This window comes from Vibrio sp. 1F169 (assembly GCF_041439605.1).
In the GTDB taxonomy this organism is placed as follows: Bacteria; Pseudomonadota; Gammaproteobacteria; order Enterobacterales; family Vibrionaceae; genus Vibrio; species Vibrio tasmaniensis_A.
The window spans coordinates 1-20999 of sequence record NZ_JBGOOI010000006.1 but is presented as its reverse complement, the minus strand read 5'-3'; the positions used below and the strand labels follow the sequence as shown (position 1 = coordinate 20999).

Below are 20999 nucleotides of genomic sequence, written 5' to 3'. Positions count from 1 at the left end.
TCGAAGCCGTGATCGATTCAGTTTATTTACAACTGCCCGCTCACTAGCAGATCACCTTCAAGGCTAACCACTTTAAACGTACCGTTTTCGTATAACCCATAGCTTGCAGCATGATCATCTCGTGGGAATGTCACCGAGCTAGGATTAAAGATAAAGATGTCATTTTGGTATTCAGCAACAGGAATATGGGTATGACCATGGGCAATAATATCACCCGCCTTCAGCGCGGGGCGTTTATTGGTGTTGTACAAATGACCATGAGTTAGAAAAATACGTTGGCCTGATTCTAATAGTACCCACGAGTAATCCATCATCATTGGAAAAGACAACAACATCTGATCCACTTCGCTATCGCAGTTACCACGAACAGCAATGATCTCTTGAGAAAACGCATTCAACTTCTCTGCAACCGCCGGCGGGTTGTATCCTTCAGGGATCGGGTTTCTTGGACCATGATTCAGAATGTCACCCAATAGCACTAAATATTGCGCACCAGACGCTTGGTAGAGTTCTAATACCTTTTCTGTTGCTGGCAGCGAACCGTGTAGGTCTGAAGCAAAAAATAATTTCACACGTACTTCTCCATAAAATTTATGAGCCTATTGTACGTATCTAACAGCTACACGTCATCTCTCGCCATACCATTGATCACGATATTATTGTAACTAACCATACCAACTATTTTATGGTCACTGACCACAGGGGCACGACTGATACCAAAGCGTTCAAACAGGCGAGCACAATACTTCACATTCATATCGGCAGACACGCTTAGCGCTGGCTTGGTCATGATCTCATAAACATTGGTTCGCTTTGGAGATCGGTTCTTAGCCAGTACTTTCTTGGCAATATCATTCATCAATACGATGCCGTATTCGTCATCTTCGTGGCGCTTATCAACAATGATAGCTTTCACTTTGTGCTTCTTAGCCATCTCTATCGCTTCCAACACAGTGGTTAGTCCATCGATAATCACATACGTATTAGCCATTACATCGCTTACTCGGATTTTTTCACTGCCACTCATAACTCGTCCTCCACAACCTTAGTTAATGTTTCAACTTGGTGCGCGACCCCGACTGCATCTTCGACATCAATCTGCACTGCTATCCCTTGCCCTGACTCTTGGTCGAACTCCCCCACTTCCCCAATAGTTTCTAGAATATGCCTAGCTAGATGCTCCTCGACGACAAACAGCAGCACATCTTTCTGCACCTCTAACGTTAACCCAAAGAAGGTGCGTTTTTGATTTAGCCCCTGCCCTCTGGCATTGTTAATCACGGTTGCCCCTGTTGCACCCGCATCACGCGCGGCGTCGAGCACGATATCGGTCTTGCTCTCTTCTACAAACGCTAAGATAAGTTTAAAGCGCATCTTTGCTCTCCTTAGAGGATTGTGATCGGTTTAGCCATTGCGTTATTTGGGCATACCCCATCACGGATATAATTGGAAATAAGCTCGCGAAAGCAATCAACCCAAAGCCATCAATTACCGGATTTCTTCCTGGCACCGTTGACGCGAGTCCCAACCCAAGTGCCGTCACTAAAGGAACCGTCACCGTTGATGTCGTAACCCCACCAGAATCGTAAGCCAATGGAATAATCAATTTGGGAGCATAAAAGGTCTGAATCACCACAATGACATAACCAACAATGATGTAGTAATGGATAGGGTCGCCAGCCACGATGCGATAACTACCTAGCGATATGCCAATCGCTACGCCTAACGCCACGGAGATCCTCAGCCCGTTAACACTAATACTGCCACCAGATACTTGGTTCGCCTTAATCGCCACTGCAATCAAAGAGGGCTCGGCTATCGTGGTACTGAACCCAATACAAAACGCGAAAAGGTAAACCCAGTAATAATCAAACCAAGCCAAGGTAAGGCCTGAACTGACCTTGAACTCAGTCAAAAAACTGGGTTCGGTGAGTTGCATTGCCATAGTCTCCCCTAAAGGAAACAGCGCGAGCTCTAACCCCATCAAAAAGAGCGACAACCCAAGAATGACGTAAAAGAAACCTATCAGCACTTTGCCTAAGTTATTAACTGGCTTACGCAGCACCGCTAATTGGAAACCGAAGATGATCACCGCAATCGGAATCACATCCATGACAGTGCCAAGAAAGGTGTCAATAAATTGCTGAGCACTGATCATGTCACCACCATCCCGTAGACCATGACAAACATCATCGGCAGCAGTGAAGCAAAGGCGATCAATCCAAAGCCATCAATCATCGGATTTCGCCCTTTAATCGCAGAGGCCAAACCCACTCCCAATGCGGTCACTAACGGAACGGTAATGGTCGATGTAGTCACTCCGCCAGAGTCGTACGCAATCCCAATGATGTTTTCAGGAGCAAATGCAGTGAGCACCACAACTCCAATATAACCTCCGATGATCATGTACTGAATTGGCCAACCTTTTAAGATTCGCAGCACACCAAGTAAGATGGCGATCCCCACCGACAATGCTACGGTGAAACGCAAACCATCGGCGTACTGTTCCATTTCGTCTAGAGAGTTGGGAATAACACCACCTTCAGCGGCCACTTCTGCTGCTTCGGCGGCCACTGCGGTTAATGCGGGTTCCGCAATGGTGGTACCAAACCCTAAACAGAAAGCGAAGGTCAATAACCAAAACACGCTCCCCTTACGAGCAAAAGCTTGAGCCATCGACTCGCCGATTGGGAACAGACCCATTTCAAGGCCAAAGATAAAAAAAGTCAGTCCAAAAACCACCAACACTAAGCCAGTTAGAATAGACAACAGATGAGGGAGTGGTTCTTGCAAAACAGCAAGCTGGAAGAAAGCAATTACCGCCACGATCGGCAAGAGATCCCTTAGGCTACCTAACATGGCTCGAAACAAAGCAAGCACTGCCGTCATCGCAACTCCTAGTCATTGAAATTGTGTCTGGTTATTAATTACTAATAATCATGGCAAATCCTTATCATTCCTTATGTGACAAATATTACGCAGTTGGTAACATATCGGAGTAAAGTGCATAAGTGTGATAGCGGTATACATCCTAACCTGATGAATTTAATTTCATTCTTTCGTAAATTGATACGGCGTAATTTGGGTATCACACGATTGAAACCTTATGATCGTTATAGTGATTTTTTCGTATTGATTGGCGTTCAAAAACAAGCCATGTCTATAATTATGTTTAATAGGGAGATTGGTATGAAGATATTGTTAACTGGTGGTACGGGATTTATTGGTTCTGAATTGGTCAAAAGTTGGAATACTGACGATGTGACATTGTTGACACGGAGCCCCGAAAAAGCGAAGCAAAACCTAAATCACCTGAACCAGAATAACCTTCATTACATTCAATCTCTTGATGAGCTCAGTGATCTCAATGACTTTGATGTGGTGGTCAACCTCGCGGGTGAACCGATTGCCGATAAGCGTTGGAGTACAGAGCAAAAAGAGAGGATCTGTAACAGCCGCTGGCACATCACTGAAAAGCTGGTCGAATTAATTCATGCCAGTAGCAACCCACCACACGCTTTTATTAGCGGCTCAGCCGTCGGTTACTATGGCGATCAACAACACCCATTTGATGAATCACTACAAGTAGAAGACGAAAGTTTTCCTCACAAAGTCTGCGCGCACTGGGAAGATATAGCCAAGAGAGCCCAATCCGATGAGACGCGTGTGATACTACTAAGAACGGGGATTGTGTTAGGTGAAAATGGCGGTGCGTTGAAGAAGATGCTAATGCCCTACAAACTCGGAGTAGGCGGACCACTTGGTTCAGGCGAACAGTACATGCCTTGGATTCACATGCTTGATATGGTGAGAGCCATCAACCACTTATTGTCAACTCCTCACGCTCAAGGGGAATTTAATATGTGTGCCCCGCACCCTGTCACCAACAAACTGTTCAGCAGTACACTCGCCAAGCAACTACGCCGACCTCATTTCTTATTCACTCCGAAATGGGCAATGTCGCTTCTGATGGGTGAATCTTCTTGTCTGCTCTTTGACAGCATTCGTTCCAAACCAAAGAAACTCACTGAAATAGGATTTATCTTTAGTTACTCAAGAATAGAACCAGCCTTAAAAAACTTGTTACAACATCAAGATTAATTCTTTACCCTTGAGCGATAAAGACTCTAATGAAGGATTAAGCGTGAACAAGTCGATTCTGATCACCGGTTGCTCAACGGGTATTGGCTATACATGTGCGCATGCACTACAAAAGCGTGGTTTCCACGTCATTGCATCGTGTCGTCATCCGCAAGATGTACAGCGTCTGCAAGATGAGGGACTGACCTGCATACAGCTCGACCTTTCTAACCAAGAAAGCATTGAACAAGCTGCACAACTTGCTATTGAGCTAGCGCCTAACGGATTATATGGTTTATTCAATAACGGCGCTTATGGTCAAGCTGGCGCGCTAGAAGACTTACCAACCCAAGGTCTCAGAGAGCAATTCGAAACCAACTTCTTTGGCTGGCATCATCTTGTTTGTCAGATACTTCCGCACATGCGCGAACGCGGCGAAGGTCGAATCGTACAAAACAGTTCCGTATTAGGCTTTGCAGCCATGAAATATCGTGGTGCTTACAACGCTTCAAAGTTCGCGCTAGAAGGCTGGACAGATACGTTACGTTTAGAACTGCATGGCAGTGGTATTAATATCTCGTTATTGCAGCCAGGTCCAATAGAAACCCAATTTAGAAATAATGCCCTGAAAGCTTTCAATAAATGGATCACCATTGCTGGCAGCGCTCATCAAGAAGCTTATCAACAACAAAAAGACCGACTCGAAAAAGAATCATCGAACAACGCTTTTGTTCTCCCGCCTGAAAGTTGTATTGAACCGGTTTATCACGCACTCACCGCCGATAAGCCCAAACTCAGATACCGAGTGACGACCCCAACTAAAGTGTTCGCGGTATTGAAAAGAATTCTACCGAGTCGCTTGCTAGACCCTATTTTGAGAAAAGCAGCATAAATTACTAACTTTGCATCAACAGTCGCAAACTTTAATGTAACGATGTAATTTTTCCGTAACAATAAGATGTCATGATTGTCCTATCTCATCAATTATTCCCAATTGATGAACCTAATCTGGATATTTCATGACTTTAAACCGCCTTAATTGGGTCGGTGTGAGTCTGGCGATTACGTTGTTTATTCTGTTTTGAGTATCTTACGCTATGCCTCACTGACCACCTCAATGATAACGCTATGCCTTCCCTGTTGAGATCACCACTCTATCAACATAGAAGCATAGCGTTTTTCTATTTTGGCTCTTTTTATTTGAGATAACCAAGTTAGATCTTGAAGTTACCAGCATCTCCCCCCATATTTGCAACGTACCCACAAAACACACCTCAAGGAACGTAAATGCAATCTCCGCATATTGTTGAACTTAATGAGCAGAACTTTCGTCAAGTATTAGAAACCTCAATGCAGACGCCTGTACTCATCCACTTTTGGGCACCAATGAGCCAAGAAAGTGCTCAGGTGCTCCCTGAACTGCAAACATTAACTCAGCAATACAACGGCGCTTTTACTTTAGCTCTGTTGAATTGTGAACAAGAGCAGGCAATTGCTAGCCAATTTGGCGTACAAGCACTCCCTACTATTGCACTGTTTGTTAACGGTCAGCCTGTTGATGGTTTGGGTGGCCCACAAAGCATAGAAGCGATTGTTGAAATGTTAGGAAAACATCTTCCTAGCCAAGACGAGCTCGCACTGCGTCAGGCTCTCGAGCAAATGCAAGCAGGCGAGCACGCACAAGCGCTCGCAGCAATGCAACAATTGCCAATAGAGCTGACGAGCAAAGGCGAGGTAAAACTGGCGATCGCAGAGTGTTTACTAGAAACGCAACAGTTTGATCTAGCTGAAACTCAACTGTCGACTATCCCTCTAGAATATCAAGACAATTACTACAAAGGCTTAGTCGCTAAACTCGAACTGCACAAACAGGCGGCAGACAGCCCTGAAATTCAAGCGCTAGAAACCGCTCTTCAACAAGACCCAAATGACGCTAAGACAGCATCAGAATTAGCATTGCAATATCACCAAGTGAATCGCAACGAAGAAGCAATGGAACTGTTATGGTCTTTCCTAGCAAAAGATCTAAATGCTTGCGATGGCGATATGAAAAAAGAGTTCATGGATATCTTAAGTGCGCTTGGACAAGGTAACCCAGTCGCCAGTAAGTACCGCCGACAGCTGTACTCTCTGCTCTACTAACTAAACCCTAAAAGCACTAAAAATAAGTATCGTATATCTCATCGAAAACTGACAATTCAATCAATTAGTTTATCGAATTAAATGATGTAAAATGGGCCATAAAATCAATATTTTATGGCCCATTTCTCATTTATAAATTTGCTCAGAATTTAAATATGAGCCAGTATCAATACTGAACTATCAAAAACTTAAACTTGCAAAGGATTTTGTATGGCTATTGATACATTGATTACTATCGGCGTCTTTACTGCCGTCGCAATATTGTTTATTTTCGCCGGAGTAAAAACGGTTCCGCAAGGCAATAACTGGACAGTAGAACGCTTCGGCCGTTATACACAAACCCTCCAACCAGGTCTGAACCTGATCATTCCATTTATCGATAAAATCGGACAACGCATCAGTATGATGGAACGTGTTCTCGACATCCCAGCACAAGAAGTCATCTCCAAAGATAATGCAAATGTGGTTATTGATGCGGTGTGTTTCGTACAAGTGATCGATGCGCCTAAAGCGGCTTATGAGGTGAATGACCTTGAGCACGCGATTCGTAATTTAACTCTCACCAATATCCGTACTGTACTGGGCTCGATGGAACTGGATGAAATGCTCAGCCAGCGAGACATGATTAACACCAAATTATTGAATATCGTTGATGAAGCGACAAACCCTTGGGGTGTCAAAGTTACGCGTATCGAAATTAAAGACGTACAGCCACCAGCCGATCTTACTGCTGCGATGAATGCCCAGATGAAAGCCGAGCGTAACAAACGTGCAGATATCCTAGAGGCAGAGGGTGTACGACAAGCTGAGATATTGAAAGCAGAAGGCCACAAGCAATCAGAGATCTTAAAAGCAGAAGGCCAAAAGCAAGCCGCGATACTTCAAGCTGAAGCTCGTGAACGGGCTGCCGAAGCTGAGGCTAAAGCGACAGAAATGGTATCAACAGCGATTGCTCAAGGTGACATGCAAGCAGTCAATTACTTTATTGCACAAGGTTACACCGACGCACTGAAGTCTATTGGCCAAGCAGAAAACGGTAAGATCATCATGCTACCGCTCGAAGCGACTGGACTAATGGGTTCTGTTGCGGGTATTGCAGAGATGTTTGCACATAAGAATGACAAGGGTAGTAAGGACTAACTTATGGTCGAATTGCTCGAACAAGTAAACTACTGGCATTGGTTAGCGCTTGGCCTAGCATTGTTAGCGCTTGAGCTAATTGGAACCGCTGGTTACTTTTTATGGATAGGCATATCTGCCATGCTGGTCGGCGCCTTATTAGGCGCACTACCAATCGGTTGGCAGATGCAATGGCTATCCTTTGCGAGCTTCTCGCTTATCACCACTTGGCTGTGGTGGAGAAGACAGCTATCTAGTGACAAGCAATCTGACTCTACTCGAGACCTTAATCAGCGAGAGAAACAACTGATTGGAAGAAAGACTCGCCTGTTAGAGCCGGTACAAAAAGGTAACTGCAGGATAAAGCTAGGGGATAGCTCATGGTCTGCGATGAGTACACATGATATTGATGCGGGAGAGGAAGTCGTGATTACTGCTGTCGATGGCATTGTTCTCACGATAAGCCCTACTAAACAATAATCAAGAAAACCCTCCGTCAAAGCCATAAGTAACCAACTTATGGCTTTTTCTCTACAAGTGAATCGATAATTGGGCAATGGCTATTTGAGTCACCAGGGCATTGTTCAACCCACTCTTTCAATGTCTTCTGAATGATCAATAAGTCTTCAATTTTTTTATTCACTTCTTCCAATTTACTTAGCGCTTTCGCTTTAACATCGGCACTTTCGCGACATGGGTTGTCGGCTAATTCAACAAGCGCACGACACTCATCAAGCGAAAAACCAGCGCTTCTCGCTTTCGCTACGATTCCGAGCTCCTTGAGCTGTTTCTCACCATAAGACCGATAACCATTTTCAGAACGTAACGGGGCAGATATCACCCCTTTGTCTTCATACAAACGAATAGACTTAGGTGATAACTGCGTGAGGCTTGCAACTTCGCTTATGTTCATAATATTACTCAAGTAAATATCGCTTAAAAACTATTTAGAAACCTAAGACTATTATTCAAACATCTAGGAATGCTAACTACCGAAACAAAAACATTGAAGCAATATAATGTTCGAAAATAAAGTCTGCTGTTTATGGCTATTTTACATCAAATGATGAAAGTAGCTTAGATTTTCCAACAAACCCAAACACCAACTATCAACAAGTTACTGAATGAAACAGCAAAATAGGCATTCGTTATTTTTCATAGGAAATTTTTTGATTTTTGAGAAATACCTCACATACTAATGAATATCTCTTGTTTGAAGAGATTTTTAGTGAGGTGTCATCATGAAATGTTATCTAGCGTTAATTTTTAGCTTAGTTTTAAGCTTCTCTGTATCCGCCCAAAATGTAGGAAGCACTGCATCTGGACCGATCATAAAATGTGACTTAGGAAGTAGTGTTGTAGAATATATGCCTATCGTTATATGCAAGCATAGTAATGGTAAGGTTCTACACTAACAAAAAAGGAGCCTAGGCTCCTTTCCTTTAAAACTCGATTAATTGTTTGATTATCGTTTTACGTTCTTCTTTGGAAGCTTTGTTAAACCAATATTCGAACATTTCAATCTCTTTGACATTATCACCTAAAGAATCAACAACACCATTTCGATTTGCTACAGACCAGTTAATAACGGAGTCTCTTTGTTCTGTTGGAATTTGTTCAAACCAATATTTTGACATCTCTTGAGCTTGGCTTACCGGCTCTTGCTGAAGCGCGGGAACTGCAACTACAGGTGCGGCTGCGGCTACAGGTGCTGCCATAACAGATTTAGCTGTTGCGTTTTTATCACCCGTATTTACGATTGCTTCGATGTAGCCAGCAGGAATAGAAAACGAAATGCTGTTCGCATTTGAAACCTGGACATCAAAAATTAGATCTTTAAAAGGTGCTTCGTTGAAGATTTCATTAGATACAGGAAATTTCACATACTGTGTTTGAGTACATATATCGCTGCATGTTTCAGCTGAAGCCGCATAAGGTTTTAATGGCACTTTACCTTCAGAACCTTGAACTAAGACAGAGCGATACTCGTTGTAATTTTTAAAGTACTGAAGCTCCATCGTTATGTATGAATCAGGTACCGTTACAGTACTGTTCGGGGTAACGTAATTTAGCTCTAAAGACGAGTTAACTAGCTGACCTTGTCTGACTTCAAGCACATCAGGGGACAACGACTCACCAACGACGATTTGATAATTTTGCTTACTCTCTATTCTTTTAACGGAATCTGTAAAATCACTATTAGAATCTAATGTTGTACATCCAATTAAGAATAAAGGAATCGATGCTAAAACTATTTTTTTCATATTAACTACCTCGAGGGTTTCCCCATAATATTATTTCGATGCCTTTTCTTTCTTAGGCTGGACCAGAAATGAATATGCGCCGACTAACAAGCCAGCGCATCTCTTTACTTAAAGCATGGTTTCAATTAGAAGCCGTACTCTAAACCAATACGTGTAACGAACGTATCTGTGTTAGCAATAGAACCTTTATCGTCAGCTTTGATATCACGCTGTGCAATACGGATGTAAGGAACAAAGCCGTTATGAACGTACATTAGCTGACCTGAGATTACGCTATCTTCATCAGCGTTTTTAACACCATCAGTTTCAGACTCTAGGTTAGCCGCGTAGCCTAGTTTGAAGCCCCAAGGGCCGTTCCAGTACTGACCGATTACAGAGTATGAAGCCTGTTCTGATTTAGCGCCGCCTTGAACATCTGACTCACCCGCTTTGTAGGCTGCAGAAATACCGAAACCTGCTGGAAGTGACGCTTCAAAACCGATTAGATAACCAAATGTATCAGCCATTTCAGCAGAAGTTGCAGCAACTGCAGGAGTTGCGCCGCCAAAGTTTACACCATCACAACCTGTAGCAACTAAACATGTACCAGCAGCAGTTCCAGCTGTTGCAGCTGTTAGTTGACGATCTGATTCTGATTCAACAGCAGCGTGGAAAGTAACCGTATCAGCTAAACGGTAGTGAGCAGCCGCGCCGTAGAAGTAGTTATCTTTAACACTTGAGTCACCACGACCTGTTGCTAGGTTGAATGTAAAACCATTCAAGTCAGCAGAATCGTATCGAGCCATATCACCATGACGGTCACGGTTGTATTTAACATCGCCGCCCCAGTCCCATACTGCGCCCAAACCTGGGTTAGCATAAGGCCAGTCAATTACTTCATACATTGGCGTCAGCATACGACCAAAACGTACTTTACCCCAGTCACCTTGCAGGCCTAAGAACGTATCACGATTACCTAGTGTCGCACCGTCACCGTTTTCACCAACGTAACCAGATTCAATTTGCATGAATACGTTCACGTTCTCGAACATGTCTTTACTTGCACGGAAACCAATTCGAGATTCATTCTCGTAATCGTATCCCGTACCTGTATCAGTTTTTACGCCGTTTTTAGTTTTTTCTGAATCGTAGTTAACAACAGAGATTGCTGCTACACCGTAAGCCTGAACGTTAAAATCTGAGATAACACCAACTTGAGAAGATTCAGATGCGAATGCACCACTTGAAATCATCGCAACTGCAGCACCAAGTAAAGTACGTTTGAAAATTTTGTTTTCCATGGAATAAAACTCCTAAAAATGGATATAGCTGTTTGAATATTTCCCGCCTAAAGTTGGCCGCCGTAGAGAGAAATACCTTTTCTTGTTTGAGAACCCTGAAACACCGAATTCTCGATTTCCTTTCTGGTTATACACAATGTGCATCCATGCCAATAAGACTAACTTCACCCCAAAAAAGATCAATGAGAACTTAATTTTCATCTAAAAAAATATGAGTTGGTGCAAATTTATCATGTACTTAGTGATCCAGATCTACTAATTGAAAAACCCGAAGGGGAAAACAACAAACTCATTAAAAAACAAAAACTTACCAAACCCTCAACCTCTTAAAAATAGATATCACTCGCATTTAACAAACAACTAGAACAACATTTCATTAATGTTGAGCGTCATCACGGTCCTAATTTCATAGTTCGTATAGGAACAAATTTCTCAACAATTAAAAAGTGATCATTTTTATATCAGAAACAAAAAAGGCACTCCCTTGAAAGGAGTGCCTTTGAGCTTTTTTTATCTGTATTTACTTACGAAGGAAGGGCTATTAGATCTTCTTCTATTCTTATTTCGATACATAAATCTTGTGCTTTGGTCAGTTTAGAGTCCACAACTTCACTAGCAAATAAGATGTCCGTTTTCTGAGATATATTACCCTTGACGTATCAAATCAAGATATTCTTGCTCCGAAATAACCTCGACACCTTTATCTCTAGCGCCATTTATCTTCGTTTCACCTACTTTTTCCCCGGCTACTAGATAAGTTGTTTTACTTGTCACTGATTTACCAACTTTTGCCCCTAGCGATTTAGCATGTTTTTCCATGTCACCGCGCTTCCCTTGTAGCATTGTTCCTGTGAAAACAATAGTTGCACCTGCTATTGGTGAAGATGAATCCTCTTGTTCTGAATGCTTAGTCGTAAGACTTAAGTTAAACCCAAGCCCATAAACTTTTAGAAACTCTTCTTTAATGTTAGCTAAACCTTCAACAATCGCTTCTGCGCTAACTGTCGCAAACCCATCTAACTTGGCAATGCTTTCTGCGGTAGCGTCAAGCAACTCTAGCAATGAGTAATGTTGAAGAAGCTTCTCGCAATTGCCTCCCCCCAAACGACTTACTCCAAATGCTGAAAGAAAACGCCAGTCTTCAATTTCAATATCTTTACTTGCCTGTAGTTGATCAGATAGGTTCTTAGATGTCTTATCACCAAACCCATACATTGCAAAGTGATGCGGTTTCAAGTCATATATTTGATGAATATGATTAACTCCGAGATTGACTAGTTTCTCGATGTTTTTAGGGCCAAATCCGTCATTGTTGCCCAAGGTTTTGAAAAAATGCACCAACGTATTTTCTGTTTGTGCAGGACAGTCACTTTTATTTGGACATACCAAGTGATCGGATTCCCAAAGAAGATGAGACTGACAGCTAGGGCATGACTCTGGTATTTGAGGCGGTGCTGGTTTTATCACTTTTTCTATTTTCGGGATCACCAAGCCGCTTCTAACAATTTGAAGTATTGCGCCTGGGCCTACGCCATTGGTTTTAACCATGTTGTAATGGTGAACCGTTACCCTACTAATAGTCGCACCACTAATTCGAGTCGGAACTAACTCAGCTACAGGAGTAACTCGACCTGTTCTGGATGTTTGAGGTGTAACACTAATAACTTCTACTTCTTCTGATTCATCGTTAATTTTGAAGGCTATTTGCCACCGATGAAACTTTCTCGTTGCCCCCATGTTTTCCTTTATAAGGGGATCTGTAGCTTCCAAAATAACGCCATCGACATCATAACCGACCGCATTCCAGATCTTATCAATGGTCTTTTCAAAATCAACGATCAAGTCCTCATGACTGCCAATCCAGTCATCAATTAGGCTAAATGGGTAGAATACGCAGGCGCCGTCCTTAATTGCCTCTAGAACTCTTTCATCAACGTTTTTTTCTGCAATTATAGCCGCTTGTATGTTTCGTGAATTTTCAAAATATTGACTTAACTTTTCTTCAAAATAAGCTTTGTCGATAACGATCTCACCAGCGCCTAAGCCTCTATCTCCATTTTTAGCCACTTTTAGGCCGCGTTCAAAAGCTCTCGATACGTCCTGACCTTTTACGCCGTCACCACGTGTGTAAAGCTTTTCTCCGTCATCAAAAGCAGCATAACCGTCAAGCTTTGGAGTCACTCTAATTTCTATAGCTTTAGTATCAAGGCCTATCTCTACAGCAGCTTTGACGATTCTATCTAACCATTTCTTAATTTCTTCTTTTGAATATGCCTTATCTGTAGACAACATCTTTTGCGGTAAAGTCACGGTTTTACCAAGGTTCATTACCTCGGACTCTACAGAAGTAATATATGGATGATTTGGACTATTTTGAGCAAATACCTCTCTAAAGGTGTCGTAAAGAGCATCTTCAATTACAGGAAAACCTGAACGATACAAAGCATTCGCAACCTTCAGTAAACCTAGAAGTTCATCTTCACTCAGCTCATCAATACTTCCATTGCTAATTGCAACTTCTAACGTATTTAAATCAACATCTACTTCCAGATCTCGAATTGTGGAGAGTTGATTATTGTTAAACTTAAATTCTGTCATTATCTACTACCAATCGGTTCTTTGTTCTGTTGTAGAAATTAGCCCAACATCACATGCTAATTTCTAGGGATGGATCAACTTAGTAAGTAAAGCTTTCTCTGTCGTGATTGAAACATCAAAAAGGGCTCCCTTAGGAGCCCTTTTTATAAATATAGATTATTTACAAGGCTAAACAATGCAGCTAAGCATTCGCAGCCGTCATAAAGTCACGGATTTGCTTGCGGTAGTCGGACAAACGATTTGGCGTCATTAAATTACGTGACTCATCCAATACGTTTCCGCCCATATCATCGGCAATTTTCTGTGCAGCACTCAGCATCACATTGAAGTTTTGATCAGCTTGACCATAACAAGGCAGCGTCATAAAGAACGAAATACCTTTGGTGGTAAAGTCAGCAGGATCGTCATGTTCTAGTGTTCCTGGCTGCATCATATTTGCTACGCTGAAAATAACTTTTGGTTCATCGCTCGCTTGTGCAAAGCAGTGGTAGATCGACATTTCACCATAAGCTAGGCCGTTGTTCTCCATGCTACGGAAAAGTTCAGTACCCACAAATGGGATCTCCCCGGCACAGTGAACATTTAGAACAATGACTTCAAGGCCAAGATCTTCATCTGAATGAGTTTTTTCATCTAACTTACTTTCGTTAACTAAATTAACTTCGTCACCCAACTGAGCTTCTTCTGCTAAGTTAGCATCTTTATCTAACTTAGTTTCTTCAACCGAAGTAACACTTTGTGCAGCAACCACTTCTTTCCCAATAAATGGTTCGCTTGGCGTTAAGCCTTCGCTAGAAAGCAGTGGATCAGCGACCACATCAGAGGCTTCTTCAAACGAACCGTACTGCTCTTTAAAGCCTGCGTGATTTTGTTTTTGCTCGTCAGTCAATTCAAAGTTAGGAACTTCAGGTTCAACAACCTTCTCTTCCTCAACCTGTTCAAGCTCACCTTTAACTTCGATCGGGTCTTCAACACTGAAAGAAGGAAGATCATTCAATTCTATTTCGTCTTCGTGAGCTTCTTTTTGCTGTGGCGCTGACAATGGATCTGAGTCAATCAGCGGATCAGTTGCAGACGGTGAGACAGCAAAATCCGGTTCTTTACGCTCTTTTCGGATTATCTCAAAATCATCCTCAGGAGCGAATGAACGGTTTGGGATCGTTTCAGCTTCATCTAAGCTGTCGTTATCAAGCTTACCAAGCGGCTTATCTCCAAACTTTGCTTTCCCTTCTTTCTTACTCGTCCATAGACCATGGAACAATAATGCGGCGATAGCTAATGCGCCAACAATAATGAGTACAAATCGCAATTCCTGCATTTTTCGCTCTCAGCTTTCTTAGTCAACTAGCTATAAACACGCTGTCACTAAGTTAGGTTAATTTGGCTAATCTCACTACTCTATCAAAAGTAGCCACTGTTTTAGAACCACTTAATACAATTAGTTCATTACTTGGTGTGATTTTCACCACGCTTTTTTTCTTAATTTCGGTCGAGTACACTAGAGATGTTTGCTATTTAACCAAATTCACATGTGACCCAATTTAAATATGACTATTGAATCTGTTCCTCGCTCTGGCTTTGGCTATTTTATTTTCGGAATAAAAATTGCCTTATCGCCGAGTATCCGTAAGTTTGTACTGCTTCCTCTTATCGCTAACATGTTACTCGTGGGCGGTGCTTTATTTTATATTTTCTCCAACTTAAACACTTGGATTGAAGGCTGGATTGGTGCATTGCCAAGTTTCTTGTCGTGGTTGTCATATATCCTATGGCCGCTACTTGTGTTAACCGTTTTGGCTACGTTTTCGTATTTCTTCAGTACACTCGCTAACTTTATTGCCGCACCTTTCAACGGATTACTCGCGGAAAAAGTCGAAGAACTGCTGAGTGGTAAAAAAGTCAATGATGATGGTTTACTGGATGTACTTAAAGACACCCCTCGTATTTTAGCAAGAGAATGGCGCAAGCTTGTCTATATCCTGCCAAAAGCGATCGGTTTGTTCCTACTTTTGTTAATTCCAGCGCTAGGACAAACTGTTGCACCGTTTTTATGGTTCATTTTCACTGCATGGATGTTAGCTATTCAGTACGCTGACTACCCATTCGACAACCATAAAATCAAGTTTGATGACATGAGAATTAATTTGAAACAAAAGCAAGGTAAGAGCTACAGCTTCGGCGCACTTGTTTCCGTGTTTACTACCATTCCAGTTTTAAACCTGATTGTGATGCCAGTTGCCGTCTGCGGCGCTACTGCAATGTGGGTTGCAGAGTTTAAAGACCAAGCTCTACGCTCTCGTCTATAGCTATCGCCTATAGTTCTACAGCCTGCTCTAACAACGCCTATCTTTTTGAAGTTCTGATTTCAATAAAGATAGGCGTGAATCCTGCGACATCTCTATATGATATAACTTTTTAATCCTTTTACCTTTTTTTCAACTTGTTTAATCTAAATTCAAGCTAAACAAACATCGAAAGACACTAGACGGTAAATTGGTAGATATACTACGTTTAGTTCTGTCATTAAATGAAGGAATATCGCATGAGCAAGATCTACGAAGACAACACCCTAACGATTGGTAACACACCTCTAGTCCGCCTAAACAAAGTAAGCAAAGGTAACGTCCTAGCTAAGATCGAAGCTCGTAACCCAAGCTTCAGCGTTAAGTGTCGTATCGGTTCAAACATGATCTGGGAAGCAGAAAAAGCAGGTACGCTTAAGCCAGGTATCGAGCTTGTTGAGCCTACCAGTGGTAATACAGGTGTTGCTCTTGCATTTGTTGCTGCAGCGCGCGGTTACAAGCTAACACTAACAATGCCTGAATCAATGAGCCTAGAACGTCGTAAGCTGCTTAAAGCTCTTGGCGCAAACCTAGTGCTAACTGAAGCACCAAAAGGTATGAACGGCGCGATTGCTAAAGCTGAAGAGATTGTTGCTTCAGACCCAGACAAGTATCTACTACTGCAACAATTCAACAACCCAGCGAACCCACAAATTCACGAGCAGACAACTGGCCCTGAAATTTGGGAAGCAACAGATGGTGAGATCGACGTGTTTGTAGCCGGTGTAGGTACAGGTGGCACTATCACTGGAACAAGTCGTTACATTAAAGGTGAAAAAGGCAAAGCCATCACTTCTGTAGCCGTTGAACCAGCAGAATCTCCAGTGATTGCGCAGGCACTTGCAGGTGAAGAAATCAAACCAGCACCACACAAAATCCAAGGTATTGGCGCAGGTTTCATTCCTGGCAACCTAGATTTAGACATTATTGACCGTGTAGAGTCAGTAACTTCTGAAGAAGCAATTGAGATGGCTCAACGCCTAATGAAAGAAGAAGGTATTCTAGCGGGCATCTCATCTGGTGCAGCAGTAGTAGCAGCAAACAGAATTTCGGAACTGCCTGAATTTGCAGGGAAAACTATCGTTACTGTACTACCAAGCTCGGGCGAACGTTACCTTAGTACGGCCCTATTTGCTGGTATCTTTACGGAAAAAGAGAACCAACAATAATATGTGGTCAAATCAATTTTTCGTCCAAAAAAGCCCCATTTAGGGGCTTTTTTGTTGATCCCTGCCTCACCTTTGGTAATATCGGGTCTGTTTTATTTTTCGCTTCAAAATAAAAGAAGCAATAAACAAATTCTGAAAGTCATGAGTACTCAACAAAAGACGACCATGGCTGGATAAAAATTTATAACCAGTCTAAGTTCTAACACGAACATGGCGTACTAGCCTCTAGCGCATTTGAGCTAAAGCAGTTAAGCTAAATCTGGTTACAAACTTACAAAAAATAAATTAATTGGGGTATATAAAATGTACGAGAAGCAAGTAGAAATCACAGCAGAAAACGGTCTTCACACTCGTCCAGCTGCACAGTTTGTTAAAGAAGCAAAATCTTTCGACGCTGACATCACAGTGACTTCTAACGGCAAAAGCGCTAGCGCGAAAAGCCTGTTCAAACTACAAACTTTAGGCCTAGTAAAAGGTACTAACGTTACTATTTCAGCTGAAGGCCCTCAAGCTCAGCAAGCTGTAGACCACCTAGTTGCTCTTATGGATCAACTACACTAATACGGTCTCCTTCTTTCAAAGCCATTTTGCACAGCAAAGTGGCTTTGTTCGAAATAGATAGCAATAAGCGCGACATTAGTCGACGACTTAAAGTCACACATTCTCCCGTTTACAGTTGAACAACTAAGGTAAGGCTATGATTTCAGGCATCCTAGCATCTCCTGGTATTGCTTTCGGTAAAGCACTACTACTTCAAGAAGATGAAATTGTCCTAAACACTCAATCTATCTCAGACGATCAAGTTGAAGCAGAAGTTCAGCGTTTTTTTGACGCTCGTAACAAATCTTCTCAACAACTTGAAGTTGTAAAGCAAAAAGCACTTGAAACTTTTGGCGAAGAAAAAGAAGCAATCTTTGAAGGCCACATCATGCTGCTTGAAGATGAAGAGCTAGAAGAAGAGATTTTAGCACTCATCAAGAAAGACAAAATGCACGCAGACAACGCGATCCACACAGTGATCGAAGAGCAAGCTGTTGCACTTGAGTCGCTTGATGATGAGTACCTAAAAGAACGTGCGACTGATATCCGTGATATCGGTACTCGCTTCGTTAAAAATGCACTAGGCATCAACATTGTATCTCTAGCAGATATCAATGAAGAAGTTATCCTAGTTGCTTACGATTTAACGCCATCTGAAACGGCACAAATCAACCTAGACTACGTTCTTGGTTTTGCTTGTGACATCGGCGGTCGTACATCTCATACTTCAATCATGGCACGTTCACTTGAGCTTCCTGCTATCGTTGGTACTAACGATATCACTAAGCAAGTTAAAAACGGCGACATGCTTGTGCTAGACGCGATGAACAACAAGATCATCATCAACCCTTCTGACGCTGAATTAGCAGAAGCTAAGAAAATCAAATCTGATTTCGAAGCAGAAGCAGTTGAACTAGCAAAACTAAAAGACTTACATGCTGAAACTCTAGACGGTCACCGTGTAGAAGTTTGTGGCAACATCGGTACAGTAAAAGACTGTGACGGTATTCTGCGTAACGGCGGTGAAGGCGTTGGTCTGTACCGTACTGAATTCCTATTCATGGACCGTACTGCACTTCCTACTGAAGAAGAGCAATACGTTGCTTACAAAGAAGTAGCGGAAGCAATGGAAGGCGAGTCAGTGATTATCCGTACTATGGATATCGGTGGCGATAAAGACCTACCATACATGGACCTTCCACAAGAAATGAACCCTTTCCTAGGCTGGCGTGCAGTACGTATCAGCTTGGATCGTCGTGAAATTCTACGTGACCAACTACGTGGTATCCTACGTGCATCTGCACACGGTAAACTACGCATCATGTTCCCAATGATCATTTCTGTTGAAGAGATCCGTGAACTGAAAAAAGCAATCGAAGAGTACAAAGTTGAACTTCGCGCTGAAGGCCTAGCTTTCGATGAAGAAATCGAAATCGGCGTAATGGTTGAGACTCCAGCAGCAGCTGCAATCGCACACCACCTAGCGAAAGAAGTATCTTTCTTCTCTATCGGTACTAACGACCTAACGCAATATACTCTTGCGGTAGACCGTGGTAACGAAATGATTTCTCACCTATACAACCCACTATCTCCAGCGGTTCTTCTTGTTATCAAGCAAGTAATCGATGCTTCTCACAAAGAAGGTAAATGGACAGGTATGTGTGGCGAACTAGCAGGTGATGAGCGTGCAACTCTACTTCTTCTTGGTATGGGTCTAGATGAGTTCTCTATGAGCGGTATCTCTATCCCTAAAGTTAAGAAAGTAATCCGTAACTCTAACTTCGCTGAAGTTAAAGCTATGGCTGACGAAGCACTATCTCTACCTACAGCTGCAGAAATTGAAGCTTGTGTAGAAAAGTTCATCGCTGAGAAAACTCAGTAATCACCAAGAGCTTAATGAAGTTAGACGGCTAAAAATAGTCGTCTAATTTGTTAGATTGGTATAGTATATTCTACAGAATAAAACTAAACGTTAGGAGCATGACACAATGGGTCTGTTTGACAAACTGAAAAAGCTTGTATCTGATGACAGCGCTGATGCTGGTGCAATCGAAATCATCGCACCTCTTTCTGGTGAAATCGTAAACATCGAAGACGTGCCAGATGTAGTTTTCGCTGAAAAAATCGTTGGTGATGGCATTGCTATCAAACCAGCTGGCGATAAAATGGTAGCTCCAGTTAACGGTACTATCGGTAAAATCTTCGAAACAAACCACGCATTCTCTATCGAGTCTGACGACGGTATTGAGCTTTTCGTTCACTTCGGTATCGATACTGTTGAACTTAAAGGCGAAGGCTTCACTCGTGTAGCTGAAGAAGGTCAATCTGTTAAAGCTGGTGACACAATCATCACTTTCGACCTTGCGCTTCTAGAAGAGAAAGCAAAATCTACGCTTACTCCAGTTGTTATCTCTAACATGGACGAAATCAAGGAGCTGAACAAGCTTTCTGGTTCTGTAACTGTTGGCGAAACTCCAGTTCTTAAAGTAACTAAGTAATCCTGATTACTTATCTGCTTTAATTAAAACGCTACCTAAGGGTGGCGTTTTTTGTGCCTGCTATATTCGTTCAATACCTCAGATAGGCATTACTGACTATCACACCGAAACCCTTCTCCTAGTTCCCTCAACCAATGACAACTACACTGACCGTTTATCCCCTGCTATCCGACCTAGTTTTTTACTAAACGTTGTTAAGCGCTATTCAAGGCATTTCGCCTATACATCAAATTACACTTGTGAATTTTAACAAACAGAGATCTCTGATATCTCGTTCTACTCGATTCTGAGATGACGACTAAAGACTTCGATTCAGGTAAACAATTGATCAATACCGCCTATAGTCGTCATTCCCTACAGTGAGGAACGAGCGTGATAGGGAATCTCTCTTTTGCGTCTGCTTACCAGCACTGCACTTTTCCAAATATACCTTCGCTAAATAACAGGCAATAAAAAACCCAGCCGAAGCTGGGTCTGTTTAGCGCTCATCTCTCACCACGAGCTAATTTGTGGAAGCCTAACGTTGACGCTTGTGATCAACAACGCTTAAAGTCAACGTGGCCTTTCAACCGATTAACCTAGTAGGCTAAGTGCTGAGTTTGGAGCTTGTTTCGCTTGCGCAAGAATTGAACTTGAAGCCTGTGAAAGAATCTGAGACTTAGTCATATTAGTCGTTTCTTTCGCGAAATCGGTATCTTTGATACGACTCTTAGATGCATTAACGTTCTCGTTGATGTTATCTAAGTTGTTAATTGCGTGGTCAAAACGGTTTTGGAATGCACCAAGCTCAGAACGGTGGCTATCTACATATTTAAGTGCCGCATCGATAACAGCTACAGATTCTTGAGCACCACCAACAGAGGTTACGTCGATAGTATCAACCGTTACTTGCTTACCTGGCTGCATGCCTAACTCACCAGATAGACCACCAGAGAATGAGATAGCGCCATCAACTTTGTTGTTGCCA

At 42.3% G+C, this 20999-nt stretch carries 21 protein-coding genes and 1 pseudogene; 10 read left to right on the top strand and 12 right to left on the bottom strand.

All coding sequences use genetic code 11. The features are described from left to right. Positions 1-26: 26 nt before the first annotated feature. Genes yfcE through ACED53_RS04010 form a run of 5 tightly spaced genes read right to left on the bottom strand, consistent with a single transcriptional unit; the run spans position 27 to position 2889 of the window. A complete protein-coding gene (yfcE, locus tag ACED53_RS04030; RefSeq protein WP_017100875.1) occupies positions 27-572 on the bottom strand; it encodes a phosphodiesterase in 546 nt (181 codons plus the stop codon). A gap of 47 nt (positions 573-619) precedes the next feature. Continuing rightward, the gene (locus ACED53_RS04025; RefSeq protein WP_009847347.1) at positions 620-1027 is read right to left on the bottom strand and encodes a CBS domain-containing protein; all 408 of its coding nucleotides are present in this window, start codon (positions 1025-1027) and stop codon (positions 620-622) included. Beyond that, complete coding sequence (locus ACED53_RS04020; RefSeq protein ID WP_009847348.1) at positions 1024-1374, bottom strand: P-II family nitrogen regulator; 351 nt, start codon at positions 1372-1374, stop codon at positions 1024-1026. The genes ACED53_RS04025 and ACED53_RS04020 overlap by 4 nt, the downstream gene beginning before the upstream one ends. Next, complete coding sequence (locus ACED53_RS04015; RefSeq protein ID WP_012604552.1) at positions 1364-2158, bottom strand: DUF1538 domain-containing protein; 795 nt, start codon at positions 2156-2158, stop codon at positions 1364-1366. The genes ACED53_RS04020 and ACED53_RS04015 overlap by 11 nt, the downstream gene beginning before the upstream one ends. After that, entirely contained in the window at positions 2155-2889 is a 735-nt protein-coding gene (locus ACED53_RS04010) for a DUF1538 domain-containing protein (RefSeq protein ID WP_009847350.1), read from the bottom strand. Before ACED53_RS04010 ends, ACED53_RS04015 begins: the two co-directional genes overlap by 4 nt. Before the next feature lie 300 nt (positions 2890-3189). Here ACED53_RS04010 and ACED53_RS04005 point away from each other — a divergent pair, with 300 nt between their 5' ends. From ACED53_RS04005 to ACED53_RS03985, 5 genes are all read left to right on the top strand, one after another. Beyond that, complete coding sequence (locus ACED53_RS04005) at positions 3190-4101, top strand: TIGR01777 family oxidoreductase (RefSeq protein WP_017100876.1); 912 nt, start codon at positions 3190-3192, stop codon at positions 4099-4101. Positions 4102-4144: 43 nt separating this feature from the next. Then, positions 4145-4972: an SDR family oxidoreductase gene (locus ACED53_RS04000; RefSeq protein WP_012604555.1), complete on the top strand. Its 828-nt coding sequence runs from the start codon at positions 4145-4147 to the stop codon at positions 4970-4972. Positions 4973-5367: 395 nt separating this feature from the next. Next, positions 5368-6222, top strand: a complete 855-nt coding sequence (locus ACED53_RS03995; RefSeq protein WP_017100877.1) for a co-chaperone YbbN — start codon at positions 5368-5370, stop codon at positions 6220-6222. A 210-nt stretch (positions 6223-6432) separates the two neighbouring features. Then, a complete protein-coding gene (locus tag ACED53_RS03990; RefSeq protein ID WP_009847354.1) occupies positions 6433-7362 on the top strand; it encodes an SPFH domain-containing protein in 930 nt (309 codons plus the stop codon). A 3-nt stretch (positions 7363-7365) separates the two neighbouring features. Next, entirely contained in the window at positions 7366-7821 is a 456-nt protein-coding gene (locus tag ACED53_RS03985) for an NfeD family protein (RefSeq protein WP_017100878.1), read from the top strand. Between the two features lie 37 nt (positions 7822-7858). Here the strand turns inward: ACED53_RS03985 and cueR are convergent, their stop codons facing one another. The 6 genes and pseudogenes from cueR to zipA all read right to left on the bottom strand — a co-directional run bounded on the left by cueR (position 7859) and on the right by zipA (position 14801). Continuing rightward, positions 7859-8254: a Cu(I)-responsive transcriptional regulator gene (gene cueR, locus ACED53_RS03980; protein ID WP_029225476.1), complete on the bottom strand. Its 396-nt coding sequence runs from the start codon at positions 8252-8254 to the stop codon at positions 7859-7861. Positions 8255-8783: 529 nt separating this feature from the next. Beyond that, positions 8784-9605 carry a hypothetical protein gene (locus ACED53_RS03975; protein WP_009847357.1) on the bottom strand — a complete coding sequence of 274 codons (822 nt, stop codon included), beginning with the start codon at positions 9603-9605 and terminating at the stop codon, positions 8784-8786. 125 nt (positions 9606-9730) lie between these two features. Continuing rightward, complete coding sequence (locus ACED53_RS03970) at positions 9731-10885, bottom strand: porin (protein WP_009847358.1); 1155 nt, start codon at positions 10883-10885, stop codon at positions 9731-9733. 524 nt (positions 10886-11409) lie between these two features. Then, positions 11410-11541, bottom strand: a pseudogene (locus ACED53_RS03965) (DNA ligase); the annotation flags it as partial. Beyond that, the gene (locus tag ACED53_RS03960) at positions 11531-13483 is read right to left on the bottom strand and encodes a BRCT domain-containing protein (RefSeq protein WP_102579954.1); all 1953 of its coding nucleotides are present in this window, start codon (positions 13481-13483) and stop codon (positions 11531-11533) included. The gene ACED53_RS03960 and the pseudogene ACED53_RS03965, both read right to left, overlap by 11 nt. A 181-nt stretch (positions 13484-13664) precedes the next feature. Continuing rightward, positions 13665-14801, bottom strand: a complete 1137-nt coding sequence (zipA, locus tag ACED53_RS03955) for a cell division protein ZipA (protein WP_017100881.1) — start codon at positions 14799-14801, stop codon at positions 13665-13667. A gap of 229 nt (positions 14802-15030) precedes the next feature. On the opposite strand from zipA, the gene cysZ reads away from it, so the two are divergent. The 5 genes from cysZ (at position 15031) to crr (ending at position 20032) form a co-directional block, all read left to right on the top strand. Beyond that, positions 15031-15789, top strand: coding sequence for a sulfate transporter CysZ (cysZ, locus tag ACED53_RS03950; RefSeq protein WP_017100882.1), 759 nt, complete (start codon positions 15031-15033; stop codon positions 15787-15789). Between the two features lie 236 nt (positions 15790-16025). Then, complete coding sequence (gene cysK, locus ACED53_RS03945) at positions 16026-16994, top strand: cysteine synthase A (RefSeq protein WP_012604562.1); 969 nt, start codon at positions 16026-16028, stop codon at positions 16992-16994. 303 nt (positions 16995-17297) lie between these two features. After that, entirely contained in the window at positions 17298-17555 is a 258-nt protein-coding gene (locus ACED53_RS03940; protein WP_004734263.1) for an HPr family phosphocarrier protein, read from the top strand. Between the two features lie 136 nt (positions 17556-17691). Beyond that, on the top strand, positions 17692-19416 hold the full coding sequence (gene ptsI, locus ACED53_RS03935; RefSeq protein WP_017100883.1) for a phosphoenolpyruvate-protein phosphotransferase PtsI: 1725 nt from the start codon (positions 17692-17694) through the stop codon (positions 19414-19416). A 106-nt stretch (positions 19417-19522) separates the two neighbouring features. Beyond that, the gene (crr, locus tag ACED53_RS03930) at positions 19523-20032 is read left to right on the top strand and encodes a PTS glucose transporter subunit IIA (protein WP_009847364.1); all 510 of its coding nucleotides are present in this window, start codon (positions 19523-19525) and stop codon (positions 20030-20032) included. A gap of 573 nt (positions 20033-20605) precedes the next feature. Here the strand turns inward: crr and ACED53_RS03925 are convergent. After that, on the bottom strand, positions 20606-20999 hold a 394-nt coding region (locus ACED53_RS03925; RefSeq protein ID WP_371692853.1), incomplete at its 5' end, for a flagellin.

Excerpts from the sequence above, each read along its gene's own strand:
- ACED53_RS04005 (WP_017100876.1), top strand. The coding sequence starts at position 3,190 with ATGAAGATATTGTTAACTGGTGGTACGGGATTTATTGGTTCTGAATTG.
- ACED53_RS03960 (WP_102579954.1), bottom strand. The coding sequence starts at position 13,483 with ATGACAGAATTTAAGTTTAACAATAATCAACTCTCCACAATTCGAGAT.
- ACED53_RS03995 (WP_017100877.1), top strand. The coding sequence starts at position 5,368 with ATGCAATCTCCGCATATTGTTGAACTTAATGAGCAGAACTTTCGTCAA.
- ACED53_RS04025 (WP_009847347.1), bottom strand. The coding sequence starts at position 1,027 with ATGAGTGGCAGTGAAAAAATCCGAGTAAGCGATGTAATGGCTAATACG.
- cueR (WP_029225476.1), bottom strand. The coding sequence starts at position 8,254 with ATGAACATAAGCGAAGTTGCAAGCCTCACGCAGTTATCACCTAAGTCT.
- ACED53_RS03940 (WP_004734263.1), top strand. The coding sequence starts at position 17,298 with ATGTACGAGAAGCAAGTAGAAATCACAGCAGAAAACGGTCTTCACACT.
- ACED53_RS03990 (WP_009847354.1), top strand. The coding sequence starts at position 6,433 with ATGGCTATTGATACATTGATTACTATCGGCGTCTTTACTGCCGTCGCA.
- ACED53_RS04020 (WP_009847348.1), bottom strand. The coding sequence starts at position 1,374 with ATGCGCTTTAAACTTATCTTAGCGTTTGTAGAAGAGAGCAAGACCGAT.
- ACED53_RS04010 (WP_009847350.1), bottom strand. The coding sequence starts at position 2,889 with ATGACGGCAGTGCTTGCTTTGTTTCGAGCCATGTTAGGTAGCCTAAGG.
- ptsI (WP_017100883.1), top strand. The coding sequence starts at position 17,692 with ATGATTTCAGGCATCCTAGCATCTCCTGGTATTGCTTTCGGTAAAGCA.
- ACED53_RS04015 (WP_012604552.1), bottom strand. The coding sequence starts at position 2,158 with ATGATCAGTGCTCAGCAATTTATTGACACCTTTCTTGGCACTGTCATG.
- zipA (WP_017100881.1), bottom strand. The coding sequence starts at position 14,801 with ATGCAGGAATTGCGATTTGTACTCATTATTGTTGGCGCATTAGCTATC.
- ACED53_RS03985 (WP_017100878.1), top strand. The coding sequence starts at position 7,366 with ATGGTCGAATTGCTCGAACAAGTAAACTACTGGCATTGGTTAGCGCTT.
- cysZ (WP_017100882.1), top strand. The coding sequence starts at position 15,031 with ATGACTATTGAATCTGTTCCTCGCTCTGGCTTTGGCTATTTTATTTTC.
- ACED53_RS03970 (WP_009847358.1), bottom strand. The coding sequence starts at position 10,885 with ATGGAAAACAAAATTTTCAAACGTACTTTACTTGGTGCTGCAGTTGCG.
- crr (WP_009847364.1), top strand. The coding sequence starts at position 19,523 with ATGGGTCTGTTTGACAAACTGAAAAAGCTTGTATCTGATGACAGCGCT.
- ACED53_RS03975 (WP_009847357.1), bottom strand. The coding sequence starts at position 9,605 with ATGAAAAAAATAGTTTTAGCATCGATTCCTTTATTCTTAATTGGATGT.
- cysK (WP_012604562.1), top strand. The coding sequence starts at position 16,026 with ATGAGCAAGATCTACGAAGACAACACCCTAACGATTGGTAACACACCT.